Origin of the sequence: Pantoea sp. RG18 (assembly GCF_025910075.1) — a bacterium.
GTDB lineage: Bacteria > Pseudomonadota > Gammaproteobacteria > Enterobacterales > Enterobacteriaceae > Pantoea > Pantoea agglomerans.
In genome coordinates this window covers 391,857-408,368 of record NZ_JAPCIL010000002.1, presented here as the reverse complement: position 1 = coordinate 408,368, position 16,512 = coordinate 391,857, and the positions used below count along the sequence as shown (strand labels likewise).

Sequence of the window (16,512 nt, the reverse complement as noted above, 5' to 3'; positions counted from 1 at the left end):
CAAAAGCTTAAAACAATGAATTGACGGTTGCTGCCAGGCTGCAGAGAGCAGCGAAGCGGCAACCGTCACCCTGAGACTATTCCGACAGCGCCGGTTTCACAACTGCCGTTTTGCTGCCCGGCAGGCGGATGCGGAACCAGATAGCGTACATTGCGGGCAGGAAAACCAGCGTGATCAGGGTGCCGCCCAGCGTGCCACCAATCAGGGTATAGGCCAGCGTTCCCCAGAACACCGAGTGGGTCAGTGGAATAAACGCCAGAATCGCCGCCATTGCCGTCAGCAGCACCGGACGGGCACGCTGCACTGTCGCTTCGACCACTGCATCAAAGGGTGCCAGACCCTCCAGTTCATTGTGGTGGATCTGCCCTATCAGAATCAGCGTGTTACGCATCAGTATGCCCGACAGGGCAATCAGCCCGACCAGTGCATTAATACCAAAAGGCTGACTGAACAGCAGCAGCGTCGGCACGACGCCAATCAGCCCGAGAGGCGCAGTCAGAAAGACCATGATCATCGCCGACAGAGAACGCACCTGCAGAATGATGATCAGCAGAGTGATCGCAATCATGATCGGGAACAGCGGGGCCATCGCCTGGGTCGCTTTACCGGACTCCTCTATTGAACCGGCCAGTTCAATGCGGTAGCCCGCGGGCAGCGTCGCGATGATCGGTTGCAGGGCTTTGTTCAGCGCCGTCGAGACGTCAGGCGGCTCCAGGGAATCGGCGATATCACCCCGAACGGTGATGGTCGGCGTGCGGTCGCGCCGCCGCAGCACGGGATCTTCCATTTTCACCTGCACATCACCAATCTGCGATAAGGGGATACGCTGACCGGCGGCGCCCACCAGCGTGAAGTCGGCGATTTTAGCCGGATCGAGCCGGGTTTCTCCGGCCGCACGCCCCACCACCTGGACCGCGCGGATATCTTCCCGCACGGTAGTGACAGGCACGCCCGACAGCAGAAACTGTAATTGCCGGGCGACGTCACTGGATGTCAGCCCCACTGCCTGCAGCCGGTTCTGATCCAGTGAAAAATGCAGCGTCGGCACGGGGGCGCCCCAGTCGGTGTTCACCGTCCTCATCATCGGGCTGGCCCGCAGGACCGCTTCCACCCGATCGGCAATCGCGCGCAGGCGGGCCGGATCGGGCCCCATCACCCGCCACGCCACCGGATAAGGGGAGTATGGGCCAAACACCAGCTGCGTCACACGAACCTGCGCTTCAGGCACCAGACCGCTGGCAATGGCGGCGCGCAGCTGCGTTTTCAGTGCCTCACGCGCGTCCTGACTGTCGGTCAGTACCACCAGCTTAGCAAAGGCCGGATCGGGCAGTTCCGGTGCCATCGCCAGATAAAAACGCGGTGGCCCCTGACCAATATAGGTGGTGACGATTTTTGCCTGCTGCTGCTGTTTAAGCCATGCCTCAACCTTTTCAGCCGCTGCGCGGGTCTGTTCTATGGCGCTGCCGTAGGGGAGCTGAACTTCAACCAGCACTTCAGGCCGGTCTGAGGTCGGGAAAAACTGTTTTTTCACCAGCGCCATACCGAGCACAGCGGCGATAAACAGGGCAATCACCACGCCTGCCACCCAGCCTTTACGGGCAATCACGCGGGTCAGCAGGCGGCGAAAGCGGTTGTAGTGGCGGGTGTTGTAGATCGCTGTGTGACCGCCTTCTACCGTTTTGATGGCTGGCAGCAGCTTTACGCCGAGATAAGGGGTGAACACCACCGCGACGATCCAGGAGGCGATCAACGCGATGCCGACTATCCAGAACATATTGCTGGTGTACTCGCCCGCCGTGGACTGCGCAAACCCATTGGGCATAAACCCGACGGCCGTAACCAGGGTGCCTGCCAGCATTGGTGCCGCCGTATGACTCCAGGCATAGGCAGAAGCCTTAATGCGGTCGTAGCCCTCTTCCATTTTCACTACCATCATCTCAATGGCGATAATGGCGTCGTCCACCAGCAGGCCCAGCGCCAGAATCAGCGAACCGAGCGTGATGCGGTCAAAGTTTTTGCCGGAAGCCTCCATCACCACAAACACCACCGCCAGGGTGAGCGGCACCGCAGCCGCGACCACTACCCCGACACGCCAGCCCATGCTGACAAAGCAGACCACCATCACCACCAGCAACGCCACGACGAACTTAACCATAAATTCATCAACCGCCGAGCGGATATTGACGGACTGATCGGTGACCTGAGTCAGTGAGAGCCCCAGCGGCATCGCCTGGTTAATGCGGGCGGTTTCAGCCGCCAGTGCCTTGCCGAGTTCCAGACCGTTCCAGCCTTCACGCATTACGATACCCAGCAGCAGCGCCGGTTCGCCCTGATTGCGCACCATAAAGGTGGCGGGATCTTCGTAACCCCGGGTCACCGTAGCCACGTCCGCCAGCTTCAGGCTTCTCCCCTGCGCCACAATCGGCGTCTCACGAATTTTTTCCAGTTTATCGAACGCGCCATCCAGCCGGATAAAGACCTGCGGCCCCTGCGTATCAATCGATCCCGCTGGCGTCAGGACATTCTGATCGTTCAGCGCAGCAAAAATTGCCTGCGGGGTGATGCCGAGTGTCGCCAGTCGATCGTGTGAAAACGACACATAGATGCGTTCACTCTGCTCACCGATGATATTGACCTTTTTCACGCCAGGCAGATGCAGCAGTCGCTGACGCAGTGATTCCGCTTCACGAACCAGCAGGCGCTGCGGCTCCCCTTTTGCCTTCAGCGCCAGCAGTGCAAAGGTCACGTCGGAGAACTCGTCGTTGATCATCGGCCCGATGACCCCGGCAGGCAGATTTCTGCTCTCATCACCCAGCTTCTTACGCGCCTGGTAAAACTCCTCCTGAACCTGGGAAGGCGGCGTTTTGTCCTGCAGGGATAACATAGTGAAAGCCAGACCGGGGCGCGTGTACGTCTCGCTACGGTCATACCACCTCAGCTCCTGCAGACGCTTTTCCAGCGGCTCGGCCACCTGATCCTGCATCTCCTGAGCCGTCGCACCTGGCCAGGCGGAGATAATCGTCATCTGTTTTACGGTGAACGGCGGATCTTCTGCCCGTCCCAGTTCGAAAAAGGACAAGACGCCCGCCACGGTAATCAGGATGATCAGAAACAGCGTAATAGCGCGCTCGCGCACGGCCAGCGCTGACAGATTAAAGCGTCCCTGGCTCATGGCTGGCTCCCGGCAACGGCAGCGTCATCGGGGCGCACGCGCTCCCCCTGCTGCAACAGATGCGCGCCCAGCGCCACTATCTGATCGCCAGCATTAAGCTGACCCGTGACGGTGGCCGCCTCGTCACTTATCGACACCACCGTCACCGGCCGCCAGGCAACGGTAGCGGGCTGGCCGGTAATATCCCAGACGCCTGGCCCTTTACCGGCATCGTAGATCGCCGCCAGCGGAACCTGCAGCAGCGGTTGCGACGGTTTATTCGGCAGCGTGATTGTGACGGTGGCTCCCAGCGGTGCGCTGGCCAGTGCGCCCTCCAGCACATATCTCGCCTCAAAGGTGCGCGTCATCGGATCGGCCACATCAGCCAGTTGGCGCAGCCGGGCAGAAACCGGTGCACTGCCCGCACCATACAGCGTTGCCTTTGCCTCACTTCCCACTGCCGGGCGCAGGGTCTCCGGCAACTGAACACTTGCCTCGCGCTGTCCGGCTCTGGCCAGTCTGATGACGGCCTCACCGGCACTCACAACCTGACCCGGCTCCGCCAGCGTTGCCATCACCACGCCATCGTCATCAGCCAGGAGCAGCGCATATCCGCTGGCGTTACCTGCCACGCTGGCCTGCGCCTGGGCGGCTTTCAGCTCAGCCTGAGCGGTGGCCGCAGCGGCCCGAATCTGGTCGTATGCCGACGCAGAAACTGCCCCGGTTGCCACCAGAGTGCGGTAACGCGCCTGATCGGCGCTGGCCTGTCTGACGCGTGCCTGCGCGGCGGCAACGGCCTGCTGCTGAGCCTGGGCCTGCAGCCGGAGATCTGACGGGTCGAGCCGCATCAGCGGCTGACCGCGCTTCACCCGCTGGCCGCTGTCCACCAGCCGTTCGAGGATTTTTCCTGAGACCCGAAAGCCGAGGTCGCTCTGAACCCGGGCAACCACGACGCCACTAAACGCACGGCTCCCATCGGTGGCGCTGATGACCTTTGTGACCCTGACCAGCGGCGGCTGCGTGCGCGGATCGTCTTTGGGTGAATTATCCCGGCAACCCGCCAGCGCCAGTGGCAGCAGACAAACAACCAGAATGGCAGGATTGAACCTGAGCATAGATTACCTTCAACAGTGAGCAGGAGAGTGCCGCCATTCTCTTATCATGTGACCAATACTGTCAATAGTCACAAATTGCGTAAAGGCATTGTCCATTCATACCGGTTATGAAAACACGTTAAACCAGGGAAATGCGTTGATGAAGGGTTAAGACCCACCCTGAGCAGAGGAAACATCCCATTCAGCAACAAGTGACGAAATAAACCATAAGTCACAAAATCTGCATATTCCGGACATTGGGAACAGAGTAACGAAAAGGCTCTGCCAGGGCCTGGAATGGCTCGTCAGAGAGAAGTTCAGAGAGGATAAAGCAGAAAAAGCGGGGAGTGATGACGCGCGTTTGTTTACAGCAGAATCACCGCAGGCGCTTTGTCATCTGCGCCTGAGGTGGATCTCACTGCGCCCTGCTCCTCAGGGCGCTCTGTCACTTAACGCCAGCCGAGTTCCGGGGCGACATACTTCAGGATCGCCTCAATCACATGGGCGTTGTAAGCGACACCAAGCTGGTTAGGCACGGTGAGCAGCAGGGTATCGGCTTCGGCAATCGCCTCATCCTGCGCAAGCTGCTTAATTAACGCCTCTGGCTCTGCGGCATAGCTGCGGCCAAAGATAGCGCGGGTTTTCTCATCGAGAAAGCCGACGGAATCCTGGTCGTTACCGCTGCGGCCAAAGTACGCGCGGTCCATATCATTCACCAGCGCAAAGATGCTGCGACTGACCGAGACGCGTGGCGCGTGCTGATGCCCCGCCGCTTTCCAGGCCTCACGGTAGGCGCGAATCTGTTTTGCCTGCTGAATGTGGAACGGCTCGCCGGTCTCATCATCTTTCAGGGTTGAACTTTGCAGGTTCATGCCCATTTTTGCCGCCCATTCTGCGGTGGCATTGGAGCCGGATCCCCACCAGATGCGGTCGCGCAGGCCTTCAGAGAGCGGCTCAGGACGCAGCAGGCCTGGCGGATTGGGGAACATGGGCTGTGGATTTGGCTTAGCAAAACCTTCGCCGCGCAGCACCTCCAGAAACTCTTCGGTGTGACGACGGCCCATATCCGCATCGCTTTCTCCCGCTTTCGGTTCAAAGCCGAAGTAACGCCAGCCATCGATTACCTGCTCAGGTGAACCGCGGCTCAGACCCAGTTGCAGACGACCATTGGAGATCAGGTCTGCCGCGCTGGCGTCTTCCACCATGTAGAGTGGGTTTTCGTAGCGCATGTCGATGACACCGGTGCCGATCTCAATCGTTTTGGTGCGCGCTGCAACGGCAGCCAGCAGCGGAAACGGCGAGCTGAGCTGGCGGGCAAAATGGTGGACGCGGAAGTAAGCGCCATCTGCGCCCAGCTCTTCGGCGGCGACCGCTAAGTCGATCGATTGCAGTAACACATCCTGCGCGGTACGGGTGGCGGACTGAGACGAAGGCGTCCAGTGACCAAACGATAAGAAGCCAATATTTTTCATCTGTATTTCTCCTGACAGGCGGTAAACGCCCGTGGATGCAAGGCGATTTCTGATAGAGAAAGGTTACGCCCCCGGAGCCGCCACTGATAGTCAATATCTTTCAGCGCCATATTCAGGAATTTCGACATAGCTAAGCAGATTATCCACTTTGCCTTTGCCCGCCCTTTCTTTCACTGTTCAGATTCCCGCTTCCGCTGTCAGGTGAATCATGCACACCGGTTATCTCTCTCTACAGCAGCGCGCCTGGCTTAAAGCGCGTGCACGCAGCTGGCTCTGGCGCAGCGAATTGCCGACCTGGCTGCTAATCGGTGTGATCTATGGCGGCTGGTTTGCGGTGATGCTGAACGCGCAGACGCTGGGACGGCTGCCCGCCACCCTGCTGCTGATCGTCTTCACTGGCTGGTATATGTCGCTGCAGCATGAGCTGATTCACGGGCATCCCACACGCTGGCCGCGGGTGAATCAGCTATTTGGCACCCTGCCGCTGGCGGTCTGGTATCCCTACGGACTCTATCGCGATTCTCATCTGGCCCATCATCGCAATCACACCCTGACTGAGCCGGATGAGGATCCGGAAACCTACTACCTCTCCGCTGCTCGCTGGGCGAAGTTACCGCGCTGGCAGCAGCAGCTGATTCATCTGCGTAACACTTTTTTGGGACGGTTGCTGCTCGGCCCGCTGCTGGATGTGGCGGCGACCTTCGGCGGGATGTGGCAGGCACTGCGCCGCGGCGATCGGCCCGCGATAGCGATGTGGCTGCTGCACGGGACGCTGCTGGCACTGCTGTTTTTCTGGATGGCGCGGCAGGGATTTTCGCCGCTGTGGTATCTGCTGGCGGTGAGTTATCCGGCGCTGGCGCTGACCAAAGTGCGCTCCTTCTATGAGCATCGTGCGGCGGACGATCCGCTGGCACGGTCAGTGAATAATGAAGCGGCGTGGCCGTGGCGCATGCTATTCCTGAATCTGAACTACCATTCAGTGCATCACGACCTCCCCGGCGTCCCCTGGTATGGCCTGCGCCGCCTCTATCTGCGCGATCGCGAGCATTACTACCAGCGCAATCATGGCTTTCGCGTGGCGGGCTATCGGGTCTGGCTGCGTCAGTTCTGGGTCAGACCGGTCGGGGTCAATGTCCATCCGGGACGATCAGCGGAGAAAACGCATGAATAATCTGCTCGCCTTGCCGATGTATGCAATTCACCCGCCCGCCACACGGGCACTGATGCAGGCAGTGGTTACCCTGCTGACGCAGCACGGCATCGCTACGCAGCCGGTCTGGCCTGAGGATCTGCTGACACACTGGCAGGATAATCGATTGCTGCTGAGCCAGACCTGCGGCTATCCGCTGGTCAGCCAGCTTCCTGCGGTTCAGCTGGTTGGCACCTTTCACTATCAGGCCCCAGGCTGCACCGGCCGTGACTATCGCAGCTGGCTGGTGGCGCGGGACAAACAGGCGACGCTGGCCGATTTTAACGACCAGCGGGCCGTAGCTAACAGCCTGGACTCTCACTCCGGCTATAACGCGCTGCGGTTTGTGGCTGCGCTTCAGGGCGTGAGATTTTCGCAGCTGCTGCTGAGCGGTGGGCATCGTCAGTCGCTGGCAGCACTGCGTGATTCACAGGCGGATATCGCGGCTATCGACTGCGTCAGCTGGGCGCTGCTGGCGCGCTATGAGCCGGATGCGCTGCGCGGCCTGCATATCATCGGTGAAACGCCAGCCGCACCCGGATTGCCGTTGATCACGGCAGCCCCGACGTCAGTGGACCGGCTGGAGAGACTCCGCTCGGCACTGCATCAGCTGGTGAACGATCCTGCCTGGCGCACCGTCTGCGACGACAATTTGATCGGCGGATTCAGCCCGGTGCAGAGAGACGATTATCAGGGCGTGCTGGCGTGGGAACAGCAGGCTGCCGCACTGGGCGTCACCCGGCTGTAACACCCCCCTCTGTTTCGCCCTGCTGACCGTGCAGGGAAAATCTGATTTCTCTGCATCGTCACCTCCCTGCCCGCGCTTTCCCGGCCTCTCATTTCATGCTCCCCGACGCGCTCTGACCGAGGCTAAGACTGGTAAGCCCGGTCACGGCGTTCTAAGGTAGAGGTTTTCAGCAGAGGGAGAGTGGGATGCGTATTCTGATGGCAGGCGCCGGCGCGACCGGTGGATATTTTGGTGCACGGCTGGCTCAGGCGGGCCAGGACGTGACTTTTCTGGTCCGTGAACGGCGTTATCAGCAGCTTCAGGCCAGCGGTCTGGTGTTGCAGACGCCACAGGGCACTGAAACGCTACAGCCGCAGCTGGCTCAGGCGAGCAGCCTGACGGGCCACTATGATCTGATTATCGTGACGGTGAAGAGCTTTGCCCTTGATCAGGTGATGGAGGATATTGCACCTGCAGTGAGCCCGGAAACATTGATCATGCCGATTCTGAACGGATTGCGGCACATCGCGACGCTGCAACAGCGTTTCGGCGAAGATAAGGTGATTGGCGGCCTGTGCAAAATCAACGCGACGCTGGGTGACAATGGCGAAGTAATCCAGATGACGCCGCTGCATCAGCTCTATTATGGCGCGCTGGACGGTAACAACGATGCGCGACTACAGCGGGTTGATGCGGCGCTGCGTGACTGTCAGGTCGATACCCGATTCAGCGATAACATCATGGATGAGCTGTGGGAGAAGTGGCTGCTGCTGAGCACGCTCGGCGCGGTTTGCTGCCTGGCGCGCGGAAATACCCAACAGATACTCACCTCGCGCGGCGGCGAAGCGCTGTTACAGGGTGTTTTCTCGGAGATTCTGTCAGTCATTACTGCCGAAGGCTATCAGACGCGTCCGGCGGCCACTGCCCGCATTCTTGAGCTGTTAAGCGATCCGGCCACCCCGATGACCTCCTCAATGTACCGCGATTTAACCCAGGGCTTTGATATCGAAGCCGATCAGGTGATAGGTGACCTGCTGCTGCGGGCGAAACGCCATAGTCTCGCCACGCCACTGCTTAACGCGGTGGATGTGAACCTTCAGGTCTATCTGCAGCAGCGTTAATGGCCCTGCCAGATACCGTGACCGGGTGCCGCAACGGACCCGGTTTTGGTGGTCGTGAAAGTGTGGTGTGCAGCAGCAGTGCAGCAGGAAAATTTGCTACACTCGTCGCTTCATCTTTTGGAGAGTTCAATGACTTCCCGCTCCGTGACCCTCGATGATGTCGCTCAACTTGCCGGCGTCTCATATCAAACCGTTTCACGTGTTTTAAATCGTTCTGAACAGGTGTCAGCCCGCACGCGGGAAAGGGTTGAGGCGGCGATGCTGCAGCTCAATTATGTGCCCAATCGTGTGGCGCAGCAGCTGGCCGGTAAGGCGACGCGTACGCTGGGTCTGGCCACCAGCGACCTGGCCCTGATGGCTCCTGCGCAGATCGCCTCGGCGATCCAGCAGCGCGCCGCCGGGGCGGGTTATCATCTGGTGATCGCCATGGACAGTGGTAACGATGCAGCAGCAACGGTGAATGAACTGCTGGCACAGCGGGTCGATGGACTGCTGATCAACCTGCCGCTGGAGGCAGATGAGGCGCAACAGATCCAGTTGCTCTGCGGCAGCAAACCGGTGCTGTTTCTGGATGTCGAACCCCAGGCGGCGGTAGCGCAGTGTCAGTACCCGAATGAGTCTGGCGCACGTGCCGCCGTTGAACATCTGGTGGCGCTGGGTCATCGTCAGATTGGTTTGTTAAACGGGCCGCTGCGCTCGGTCTCGGCCCGTCAGCGTGAAAATGCATGGCGTCAGGCGCTGGCCGATCATCAGCTGACACCGCACTGTTCTTTGCGCGGCGACTGGAGCGCGCAGTCGGGTTACCAGGCGCTGCTGGCGCAGCTTCCCGACGATCTGCCGCAGGCGCTGCTGGTGGCGAACGATCAGATGGCGTTGGGTGCGATGCGGGCGCTGCATCAGTATGGCGTAGCCATTCCTGGCGAGATATCGGTGATTGGATATGATGACACCGCCGAGAGTGCGTGGTATCAGCCGCCGCTGACCACGGTGCGGCAGGATTTGCAATTTCTCGGCGCGCAGAGCGTCGAGCGGATGCTGGCCCGGCTTCAGGGAGCAGAGGCGTCAGACAACGCGCTGGAAACCACGCTGGTGATCCGGGAGACCACCGCCCCGCCTGCTGATGAGCGGGTCAATTTAGTGGCGCTGTCACAGCAGTTACAGGTGATCGCCCGCAGGCTGGCGGGAAAATAACGCTGCGCTGACGCAGGCAATAAAAAACCCGCCCCACCGAAGTGGATGCGGGTTGGCATAAGACGTCTGGCGCTTGCGCGCTGCTGTCTGCCCTTACGCTTTCGGGTGTTCGCCCACGCCCATCGCTTTGATCTTTTTCGACAGCTCGCGACGCTCTTTAGACAGGTCGGCGTTTTTGATGATGTACTCATCCACGCGATCTTCATAATCCACACGCATGCTGGCGATGATTTCCTGAATAGCCTCAACGCTCATGCCGGGTTTGATATATTCGCTCAGGTTGTCGAGCAGCAGTACGCGCTTCTGGTTGTCGCGAATTTTCTTCTCGTTGTCGACAATTTCACGCTGCAGTTTGTTTTTGCGGCGGAACATACGCACGAACTCCAGTACGTCCTGAAATGATTGCTTGGCATTTTCCATGATGGCACCTTTCTTTGAGCCTGCTGACGCAGGGAGAGAGTCAAAACGATCAGCTTAGCGGCTAGCCCGCCAGGTAAGCAATTTTCACAGCTAAATTCAGACTGGCTCTTATCTTAGCGCAAAGAAACCCTGTTTCACATTAAGTCATTGTCTGAGGTGATTATTTGCGCAGCGCCATCCGCATCAGGTCGGTCATCCGTTCCAGCTGTTTTGCCAGTTCCAGTGTCAGCCAGACGTAGCCGTAGATCGGCGTCTCCTCCAGACCTTCGCTGCCCGCTTCCGCGATCAGTCGCCGCAGTTCGCCACTGATTTCGGTCAGCTCGTGACTGTTAGCCACCACCTCTTCCGTTTCCCCTTCAATCGCCATGACCGACAGCGCCCGCAGCGTGTTCTCAGTCATCTGCTGGGTGCGGCGCAATGCAGGCGCGTTAAGCATAATCAGATGGCTCTCGCGCGATGCCCACCAGGCATTAATCTGCATCTCAATGGTGTAAACCATATTACGGTTGATGGTCTGGATCGCTTCAAGCACCGATTTTGGGATGCGCGTCTCTTTGCTTGACGGCTCCAGCAGCGCCCGCATTTTGATCACGCTGCTCAGCAATTTGCCCAGCGGCTTGTTCAGGCGTGGCTTTTCAACCAGGTTGGGTGAGAAACCGGCGTGATAGATTTTTGCCATTTCCGCCAGCGCGTCGGAGAGCTGAATGCGCCAGTGTGTATAGGCACGCTGCGCCCAGATAGCGGTAAACAGCAGCGCCATCAGCGATCCCAGAATCACATCACCGCCGCGCCACAGTGCCATCGTGAAATCGCCGGTTGGTGCGCCCACGACCACGCTCAGCGTAATCCCGATCAACAACGCCATGTAGGGATGTTTGCCCAGCGTCAGGTAGCCACTGATCATCATGATGATGCCGCACCAGGCCAGCATCATCGGCATCGAGATCAGCTCCAGCTTCAGGGCGATCAGACCGGATATTGACCCGGCGACCGTGCCGCTGATGCGCTGCAGTGCACGTGGAAAGACATTTCCCCAGGTGGAGATGGGCCCCATCACCACCACCAGCGTAATCAGCGGCCAGGTGCCTTCAGGGATATCGGTCGCCCGCACAAAGATAAAGCAGAGCAAAAAGGCGATGGCAATACGCACACCGTGGACGGAGCGATAATGGCGATAAAACCAGAACTCCAGTTTTGATATGGGCTTATCGGGACGCAAAATGACTTTCCGGTTGCGGGAACATGGTGTGGCTATCTTAACGCTGAACGCGGCTCAGGCTTAGCGCGGGCCGGATATTTAAAACAGTTTTGACGTTCGCTTACAATTATCAACATCCGCCTCACATACTTTCCCGGTAGTTAAAAACAACTTAATGCGATTTTTTAACCTTTATCGGCTCTCAGTAACACATTCAGGGCAGCCAGCGTGCAAGTAAAAACGGGCAGCCCGCAGGCTACCCGTTTTAGTGCTGACAATCGGCTAATCAGAACTTCTGCTTGAGATAATCCGTCAGGCGGGTAATGACGCCTGCAGGTTCAACCGCACTCAGCGCCACCAGCGGATAGTGGGCAATCTGCTGATCTTTATCCATCACCTGAATTTCACCAATGACTTCGTTGGCTTTCAGCGGGGCTTCCAGATCTTTGCGATCGATGACGTACTTCGCCTTCACGTTCTGCACTTCACTGCGCGGCAGTGACAGATAAACATCTTCTGCGGTACCCACATCCACCTGATGAGGATTGCCATACCAGACGTTTTCGCTGCCAATTTTCTTACCGGCATGGAACAGCTGAACGGTATCAAAGGTGTTCTGTCCCCAGACCAGCAGTTTACGCGCCTGCTCTTCGCGGCCTTTCGGGCTTTTACCGCCCATGACGACGGCGATCAGGCGATGCTTGCCCACCACATTCGAGGCGATGATGTTAAAGCCCGCGGTCTCAGTGTGACCGGTTTTCAACCCATCAACGTGGAGATTATTATCCCACAACAGGCCATTACGGTTGTTCTGGGTAATGCCATTCCAGGTCAGGGTCTTCTCACTGTACATGGCATAAAAATCAGGCTCACCATCAATAATGGCGCGTGACAGTTTCGCCATATCCAGCGCGCTGGAGAACTGACCCGGCGCATCCAGACCATGAACCGTTTCAAAATGGGTATTCTGCAGGCCGAGCTTCTCAACGTAGTGATTCATCATGCCGACGAAGTTCGCTTCGCTGCCCGCCACATAATCAGCCAGGGCAACGCAGGCGTCGTTACCGGAGTCGATGATGACGCCACGGCTTAAATCCCGGACGCTCAGCTTATCGCCTGGCTTCAGGAACATCAGCGAGGAGCCTTTGAACACCGGATTACCCGCCGCCCAGGCATCTTTTCCGACCGTAACCATGTCGTCACGGCTGATTTTCTTCTGGTCAATGGCGCGATCAACCACGTAACCGGTCATCAGTTTGGTCAGGCTGGCGGGATTACGGCGTTCATCGGGATTGCCAGCGGTCAGAACCTGTCCTGTAGTGGCATCCATCAGCACCCAGGAAGCCGCATCAACCGCCGGAGGCGTCACAGGAAAGGGAATCGCATCAGCCTGCGCCAGCGAGGCCCAAAAAACAGTAGCGGTAACGGTGAACAGCAGACGCCTTTTCAACACTTCATCCTTAATTGCACGGGAGAGAAAATTTCTATAACGAAACGGAAACAGCCGCACGTTTTACGGCAAAAGCGTTGTGAAGGTTTGAATAAATTGAAAAAAAGTATGAACTGCGACGGATATGGCTGATGCCTGCAGGAGGGAGGTAACGGCTAATTGATGCAGGAATTGAGACTGAATATTTCAGTATCATCCTGGAAAACGTTAAGGTCACCACGGTATCGCCCTGCCTTGCACCCAGCGGCATGAGCAGCACGCATCTGGAAACACCGGAATTACGCTATGCAGCAATAACCTGGAAATATGCCGAACGGAATATTATCTATCGTGACTCATGGAATGAGCGAGCTACAGCCTGAGAGGTAAAAAGTCCGCTTTACTCCTTGCCCCTGACCGCTCAGTCAGATACTACGCCCCCCCGCTACCATCCGAAACTTCAGGCCAGTGGGATTATGGTTTACCATGTAGTAAGTGAAGCCTGAGCATGAATGACCTTGCCCGGCAAAGGCACCGCTCTCGCACCAGCAGCCAGGCGCCGATGAAGAAAGGCATCCAGCGAACGGGAAGCCTGATGACTTTCTGTTCATCAGTTTAGTGAACGCAATGAACGGATATGAAATTTGAATAACGACCGCGTACAGCCCACTTTCCTCTTCCACGATTACGAGACCTTCGGCACCAGCCCCTCTCGTGACCGGCCAGCCCAGTTTGCCGGCCTGCGCACCGACAGTGAGTTTAATCCGGTCGGCGAACCCGAAGTGTTTTACTGCCGTCCGCCTGATGACTATCTGCCACAGCCCGAAGCGGTGATGATCACCGGCATTACTCCGCAGATAGCGATGAGTCGCGGCGTGATCGAAGCTGAGTTCGCTGAACGCATCCACGCGTTGTTCACCACGGAGCAAACCTGTGTGGTGGGCTACAACAACGTGCGTTTCGATGATGAAGTGACGCGCAATATCTTCTATCGCAACTTTTACGATCCCTATGGCTGGGCCTGGCAAAACGGCAACTCACGCTGGGACCTGCTCGACGTGATGCGTGCCTGCTACGCGTTACGGCCAGAAGGGATCAACTGGCCGGAGAATGAAGAAGGTTTTCCCAGCTTCCGGCTGGAGCATCTGACCAAAGCAAACGGCGTCTCCCATGAAAATGCGCACGATGCCATGTCCGACGTTTACGCCACGCTGGCGATGGCGAAGCTGGTGAAGGAGAAGCAGCCAAAACTGTTTGAGTTTTTGTTTACCCATCGTAACAAAAACAAGCTGATGAACCTGATTGATATCCCGCAGATGAAACCGCTGGTTCATGTCTCCGGCATGTTCGGTGCCGCGCGCGGTAACACCAGTTGGATCGTACCGCTGGCCTGGCATCCCGATAACCGCAATGCGCTGATTGTGGTGGATCTGGCGGGCGATATGTCACCGCTGCTGCAACTGGATGCCGACACGCTGCGTGAGCGTCTTTACACGCCGAAAAACGATCTCGGCGATCTGCCTGCGGTGCCGGTCAAACTGGTGCATATCAATAAGTGTCCGGTGCTGGCGCCTGCCAGTACGCTGCGGCCGGAAGATGCGGCCCGGCTGAATATTGATCGTCAGCACTGCCTGGCGAATCTGGCGCTGCTGCGTCAGCAGCCCGACGTGCGGGAAAAACTGGTCACGCTGTTTGCCGAAGCGGAGCCGTTTGCACCGTCAGATGATGTGGACACACAACTCTATGATGGCTTCTTCAGTGATGCCGACCGGGCGGGGATGAATATTATCCGTCAGACCGCGCCCGCGAATCTGCCTGCGCTGGACCTGAGCTTTGAGAGTGCACGGGTAGCGAAACTGCTGTTCCGCTACCGGGCGCGTAACTTCCCCGGCACGCTGGACGATGCCGAGCAGCAACGCTGGTTGCAGCACCGTCGTGACGTGCTTAATGCCGATCGGGTGCAGGCGTTTATGCAGGAACTGGAAGCTCTGGCGAATCTGCATGAAGCGGATGCAGAAAAGGTTGGGCAGCTTAAAGCGCTCTATCTCTATGCGCAGGAGTTGGTTTCCTGAAGCACTAAGAGTCTGACCCGGTATCGCCTGCCGGGTCAGACTTTCTGATGCTGCTTAATCAGAGCAAGGTCCACGCCAGCCAGGTCAGCGCAAAGCCGCTCAGCCCCATTAGTGTTGTCAGCACCGTCCAGGTGCGTAAACCGTCGGCCACCGAAAGTCCCAGATAACGGGTCACCACCCAGAATCCCGCATCATTGACATGCGACAATCCCAGACCGCCAAAACAGGCCGCCAGGGTGACCAGTACCCGTTGCATATCCGTCACGCCGGTCACCGCCTGCGTCAGCAGCCCGCTGGTGGTCAGGATCGCCACCGTGGCGGAACCCTGTGATGCACGCAGCGCCAGCGACAGGATAAATGCCGCTGGCACCAGCGGCAGATGCAGCGTTTCAAGCGTGACCGCCAGCGCTTTACCCACGCCCGACTCCACCAGCACTTTGCCGAATGCACCACCGGCCCCGGCCACCAGAATCACGCTGGCTGAGGTGGGAATGGCCCGGCCGGTCAGATCTTCCAGCTTATCTTTACTCCAGCCACGCCGTACGCCCAGCAGCCAGGCCGCCAGCCCTAAGGCAATCAGCAGGGCAATCGGCGGTGTGCCGATCACGGTCATCACACTACGCAGCAGACTCCCTTCAGCCAGCAGTGTGTGTGACAGAGTTCCCAGCACGATCAATACAATCGGGACCACAATCAGGCCGCTGATGGTGAGCGCACCGGGTGGTGCCGGTTCATTCTTCTTTTCCTGCCCTTCCGGCCTGGCCATCTGCAACTGTTCCAGCACCTCCACCGACAGAGGGTAGTGGCGACGGTTCATGAATTTCGCTACGTAGTAGCCGATGATCCCGACCGGCACGGAAATCGCGATTCCCAGTATCATCAGCCATCCCATGTCGGTGTGCAGGATCCCGGCCGCCGCCGCAGCGCCCGGATGGGTCGGCAGCGCCACGTGCACCGTCAGCATCACACCCGCCATCGGCAGGCCAAACTTCAGCGGCGAGACCCGCGCCACTTTGGTAAAGCCATAAATCAGCGGAATAACAATGATAAAGCCGACTTCAAAAAATACCGGGATGCCAAGGATAAAGGCCGCCATGGTCAATGCCGCAACGGTACGCTTCAGCCCCAGCGTTTTACTGAAACGCTGCGCCAGCGACTCGGCACCGCCCGAGGCTTCAATAATCGCCCCAAGCATGGCACCAAGAACGATGATGATGGTGATGTGCCCGAGCAGCCCGCCCATCCCCGTGATAATCGTCTCCATGATTTTTTCAGCCGGAATGCCGGTGGCGATGGCCACCAGCAGACTGACAATTAACAGGGCGACAAAGGGATGAACTTTGACTTTGATGACCAGCAGCAGCAGGATCACGATGCTGGCGGTCGCTATGGCTAACAGCAGTGCGGTGGGCATAGTAAACCTCAGAAATTGTTATATTTTTTAGGTT

12 protein-coding genes and 1 pseudogene are annotated in these 16,512 nt (G+C 58.2%); 6 read left to right on the top strand and 7 right to left on the bottom strand.

Annotation, left to right across the window (positions count from 1 at the left end):
* Positions 1-76: 76 nt before the first annotated feature.
* The 3 genes from OK409_RS02265 to OK409_RS02255 all read right to left on the bottom strand — a co-directional run bounded on the left by OK409_RS02265 (position 77) and on the right by OK409_RS02255 (position 5,717).
* The gene (locus tag OK409_RS02265; RefSeq protein ID WP_264366693.1) at positions 77-3,172 is read right to left on the bottom strand and encodes an efflux RND transporter permease subunit; all 3,096 of its coding nucleotides are present in this window, start codon (positions 3,170-3,172) and stop codon (positions 77-79) included.
* Positions 3,169-4,266: an efflux RND transporter periplasmic adaptor subunit gene (locus tag OK409_RS02260; protein WP_264366692.1), complete on the bottom strand. Its 1,098-nt coding sequence runs from the start codon at positions 4,264-4,266 to the stop codon at positions 3,169-3,171. The genes OK409_RS02265 and OK409_RS02260 overlap by 4 nt, the downstream gene beginning before the upstream one ends.
* A 428-nt stretch (positions 4,267-4,694) precedes the next feature.
* Positions 4,695-5,717 (bottom strand): LLM class flavin-dependent oxidoreductase, encoded by a 1,023-nt coding sequence (locus OK409_RS02255; RefSeq protein WP_010247994.1) that lies wholly within the window; start codon positions 5,715-5,717, stop codon positions 4,695-4,697.
* 208 nt (positions 5,718-5,925) lie between these two features.
* Here OK409_RS02255 and OK409_RS02250 point away from each other — a divergent pair, with 208 nt between their 5' ends.
* From OK409_RS02250 to OK409_RS02235, 4 genes are all read left to right on the top strand, one after another.
* A complete protein-coding gene (locus tag OK409_RS02250) occupies positions 5,926-6,888 on the top strand; it encodes a fatty acid desaturase (protein ID WP_062757979.1) in 963 nt (320 codons plus the stop codon).
* The gene (locus OK409_RS02245; RefSeq protein ID WP_045140271.1) at positions 6,881-7,654 is read left to right on the top strand and encodes a phosphate/phosphite/phosphonate ABC transporter substrate-binding protein; all 774 of its coding nucleotides are present in this window, start codon (positions 6,881-6,883) and stop codon (positions 7,652-7,654) included. The genes OK409_RS02250 and OK409_RS02245 overlap by 8 nt, the downstream gene beginning before the upstream one ends.
* 185 nt (positions 7,655-7,839) lie before the next feature.
* Positions 7,840-8,754 carry a ketopantoate reductase family protein gene (locus tag OK409_RS02240; protein ID WP_264366691.1) on the top strand — a complete coding sequence of 305 codons (915 nt, stop codon included), beginning with the start codon at positions 7,840-7,842 and terminating at the stop codon, positions 8,752-8,754.
* A 129-nt stretch (positions 8,755-8,883) separates the two neighbouring features.
* Entirely contained in the window at positions 8,884-9,945 is a 1,062-nt protein-coding gene (locus OK409_RS02235) for a LacI family DNA-binding transcriptional regulator (protein ID WP_062757985.1), read from the top strand.
* Positions 9,946-10,038: 93 nt separating this feature from the next.
* Here OK409_RS02235 and tmaR read toward each other — a convergent pair whose 3' ends face one another.
* The 3 genes from tmaR to dacD all read right to left on the bottom strand — a co-directional run bounded on the left by tmaR (position 10,039) and on the right by dacD (position 13,013).
* Positions 10,039-10,365 (bottom strand): PTS system regulator TmaR, encoded by a 327-nt coding sequence (tmaR, locus tag OK409_RS02230; RefSeq protein WP_004571340.1) that lies wholly within the window; start codon positions 10,363-10,365, stop codon positions 10,039-10,041.
* Positions 10,366-10,525: 160 nt separating this feature from the next.
* Positions 10,526-11,584 carry an FUSC family protein gene (locus OK409_RS02225; protein WP_010670945.1) on the bottom strand — a complete coding sequence of 353 codons (1,059 nt, stop codon included), beginning with the start codon at positions 11,582-11,584 and terminating at the stop codon, positions 10,526-10,528.
* 265 nt (positions 11,585-11,849) lie between these two features.
* Entirely contained in the window at positions 11,850-13,013 is a 1,164-nt protein-coding gene (dacD, locus tag OK409_RS02220) for a serine-type D-Ala-D-Ala carboxypeptidase DacD (protein WP_187495728.1), read from the bottom strand.
* Between the two features lie 152 nt (positions 13,014-13,165).
* Here dacD and OK409_RS02215 point away from each other — a divergent pair.
* Together OK409_RS02215 and sbcB are read left to right on the top strand one after the other, a co-directional pair.
* Positions 13,166-13,375: pseudogene (locus tag OK409_RS02215) on the top strand (type VI secretion system tube protein Hcp); the annotation flags it as partial.
* Between the two features lie 261 nt (positions 13,376-13,636).
* Positions 13,637-15,064 (top strand): exodeoxyribonuclease I, encoded by a 1,428-nt coding sequence (gene sbcB, locus OK409_RS02210; RefSeq protein WP_033758356.1) that lies wholly within the window; start codon positions 13,637-13,639, stop codon positions 15,062-15,064.
* A 58-nt stretch (positions 15,065-15,122) separates the two neighbouring features.
* On the opposite strand, the gene OK409_RS02205 is transcribed toward sbcB, so the two are convergent.
* Positions 15,123-16,478 carry a GntP family transporter gene (locus tag OK409_RS02205; RefSeq protein WP_264366690.1) on the bottom strand — a complete coding sequence of 452 codons (1,356 nt, stop codon included), beginning with the start codon at positions 16,476-16,478 and terminating at the stop codon, positions 15,123-15,125.
* Positions 16,479-16,512 lie beyond the last annotated feature (34 nt).

Excerpts from the sequence above, each read along its gene's own strand:
- OK409_RS02265 (WP_264366693.1), bottom strand. The coding sequence starts at position 3,172 with ATGAGCCAGGGACGCTTTAATCTGTCAGCGCTGGCCGTGCGCGAGCGC.
- OK409_RS02260 (WP_264366692.1), bottom strand. The coding sequence starts at position 4,266 with ATGCTCAGGTTCAATCCTGCCATTCTGGTTGTTTGTCTGCTGCCACTG.
- OK409_RS02255 (WP_010247994.1), bottom strand. The coding sequence starts at position 5,717 with ATGAAAAATATTGGCTTCTTATCGTTTGGTCACTGGACGCCTTCGTCT.
- OK409_RS02250 (WP_062757979.1), top strand. The coding sequence starts at position 5,926 with ATGCACACCGGTTATCTCTCTCTACAGCAGCGCGCCTGGCTTAAAGCG.
- OK409_RS02245 (WP_045140271.1), top strand. The coding sequence starts at position 6,881 with ATGAATAATCTGCTCGCCTTGCCGATGTATGCAATTCACCCGCCCGCC.
- OK409_RS02240 (WP_264366691.1), top strand. The coding sequence starts at position 7,840 with ATGCGTATTCTGATGGCAGGCGCCGGCGCGACCGGTGGATATTTTGGT.
- OK409_RS02235 (WP_062757985.1), top strand. The coding sequence starts at position 8,884 with ATGACTTCCCGCTCCGTGACCCTCGATGATGTCGCTCAACTTGCCGGC.
- tmaR (WP_004571340.1), bottom strand. The coding sequence starts at position 10,365 with ATGGAAAATGCCAAGCAATCATTTCAGGACGTACTGGAGTTCGTGCGT.
- OK409_RS02205 (WP_264366690.1), bottom strand. The coding sequence starts at position 16,478 with ATGCCCACCGCACTGCTGTTAGCCATAGCGACCGCCAGCATCGTGATC.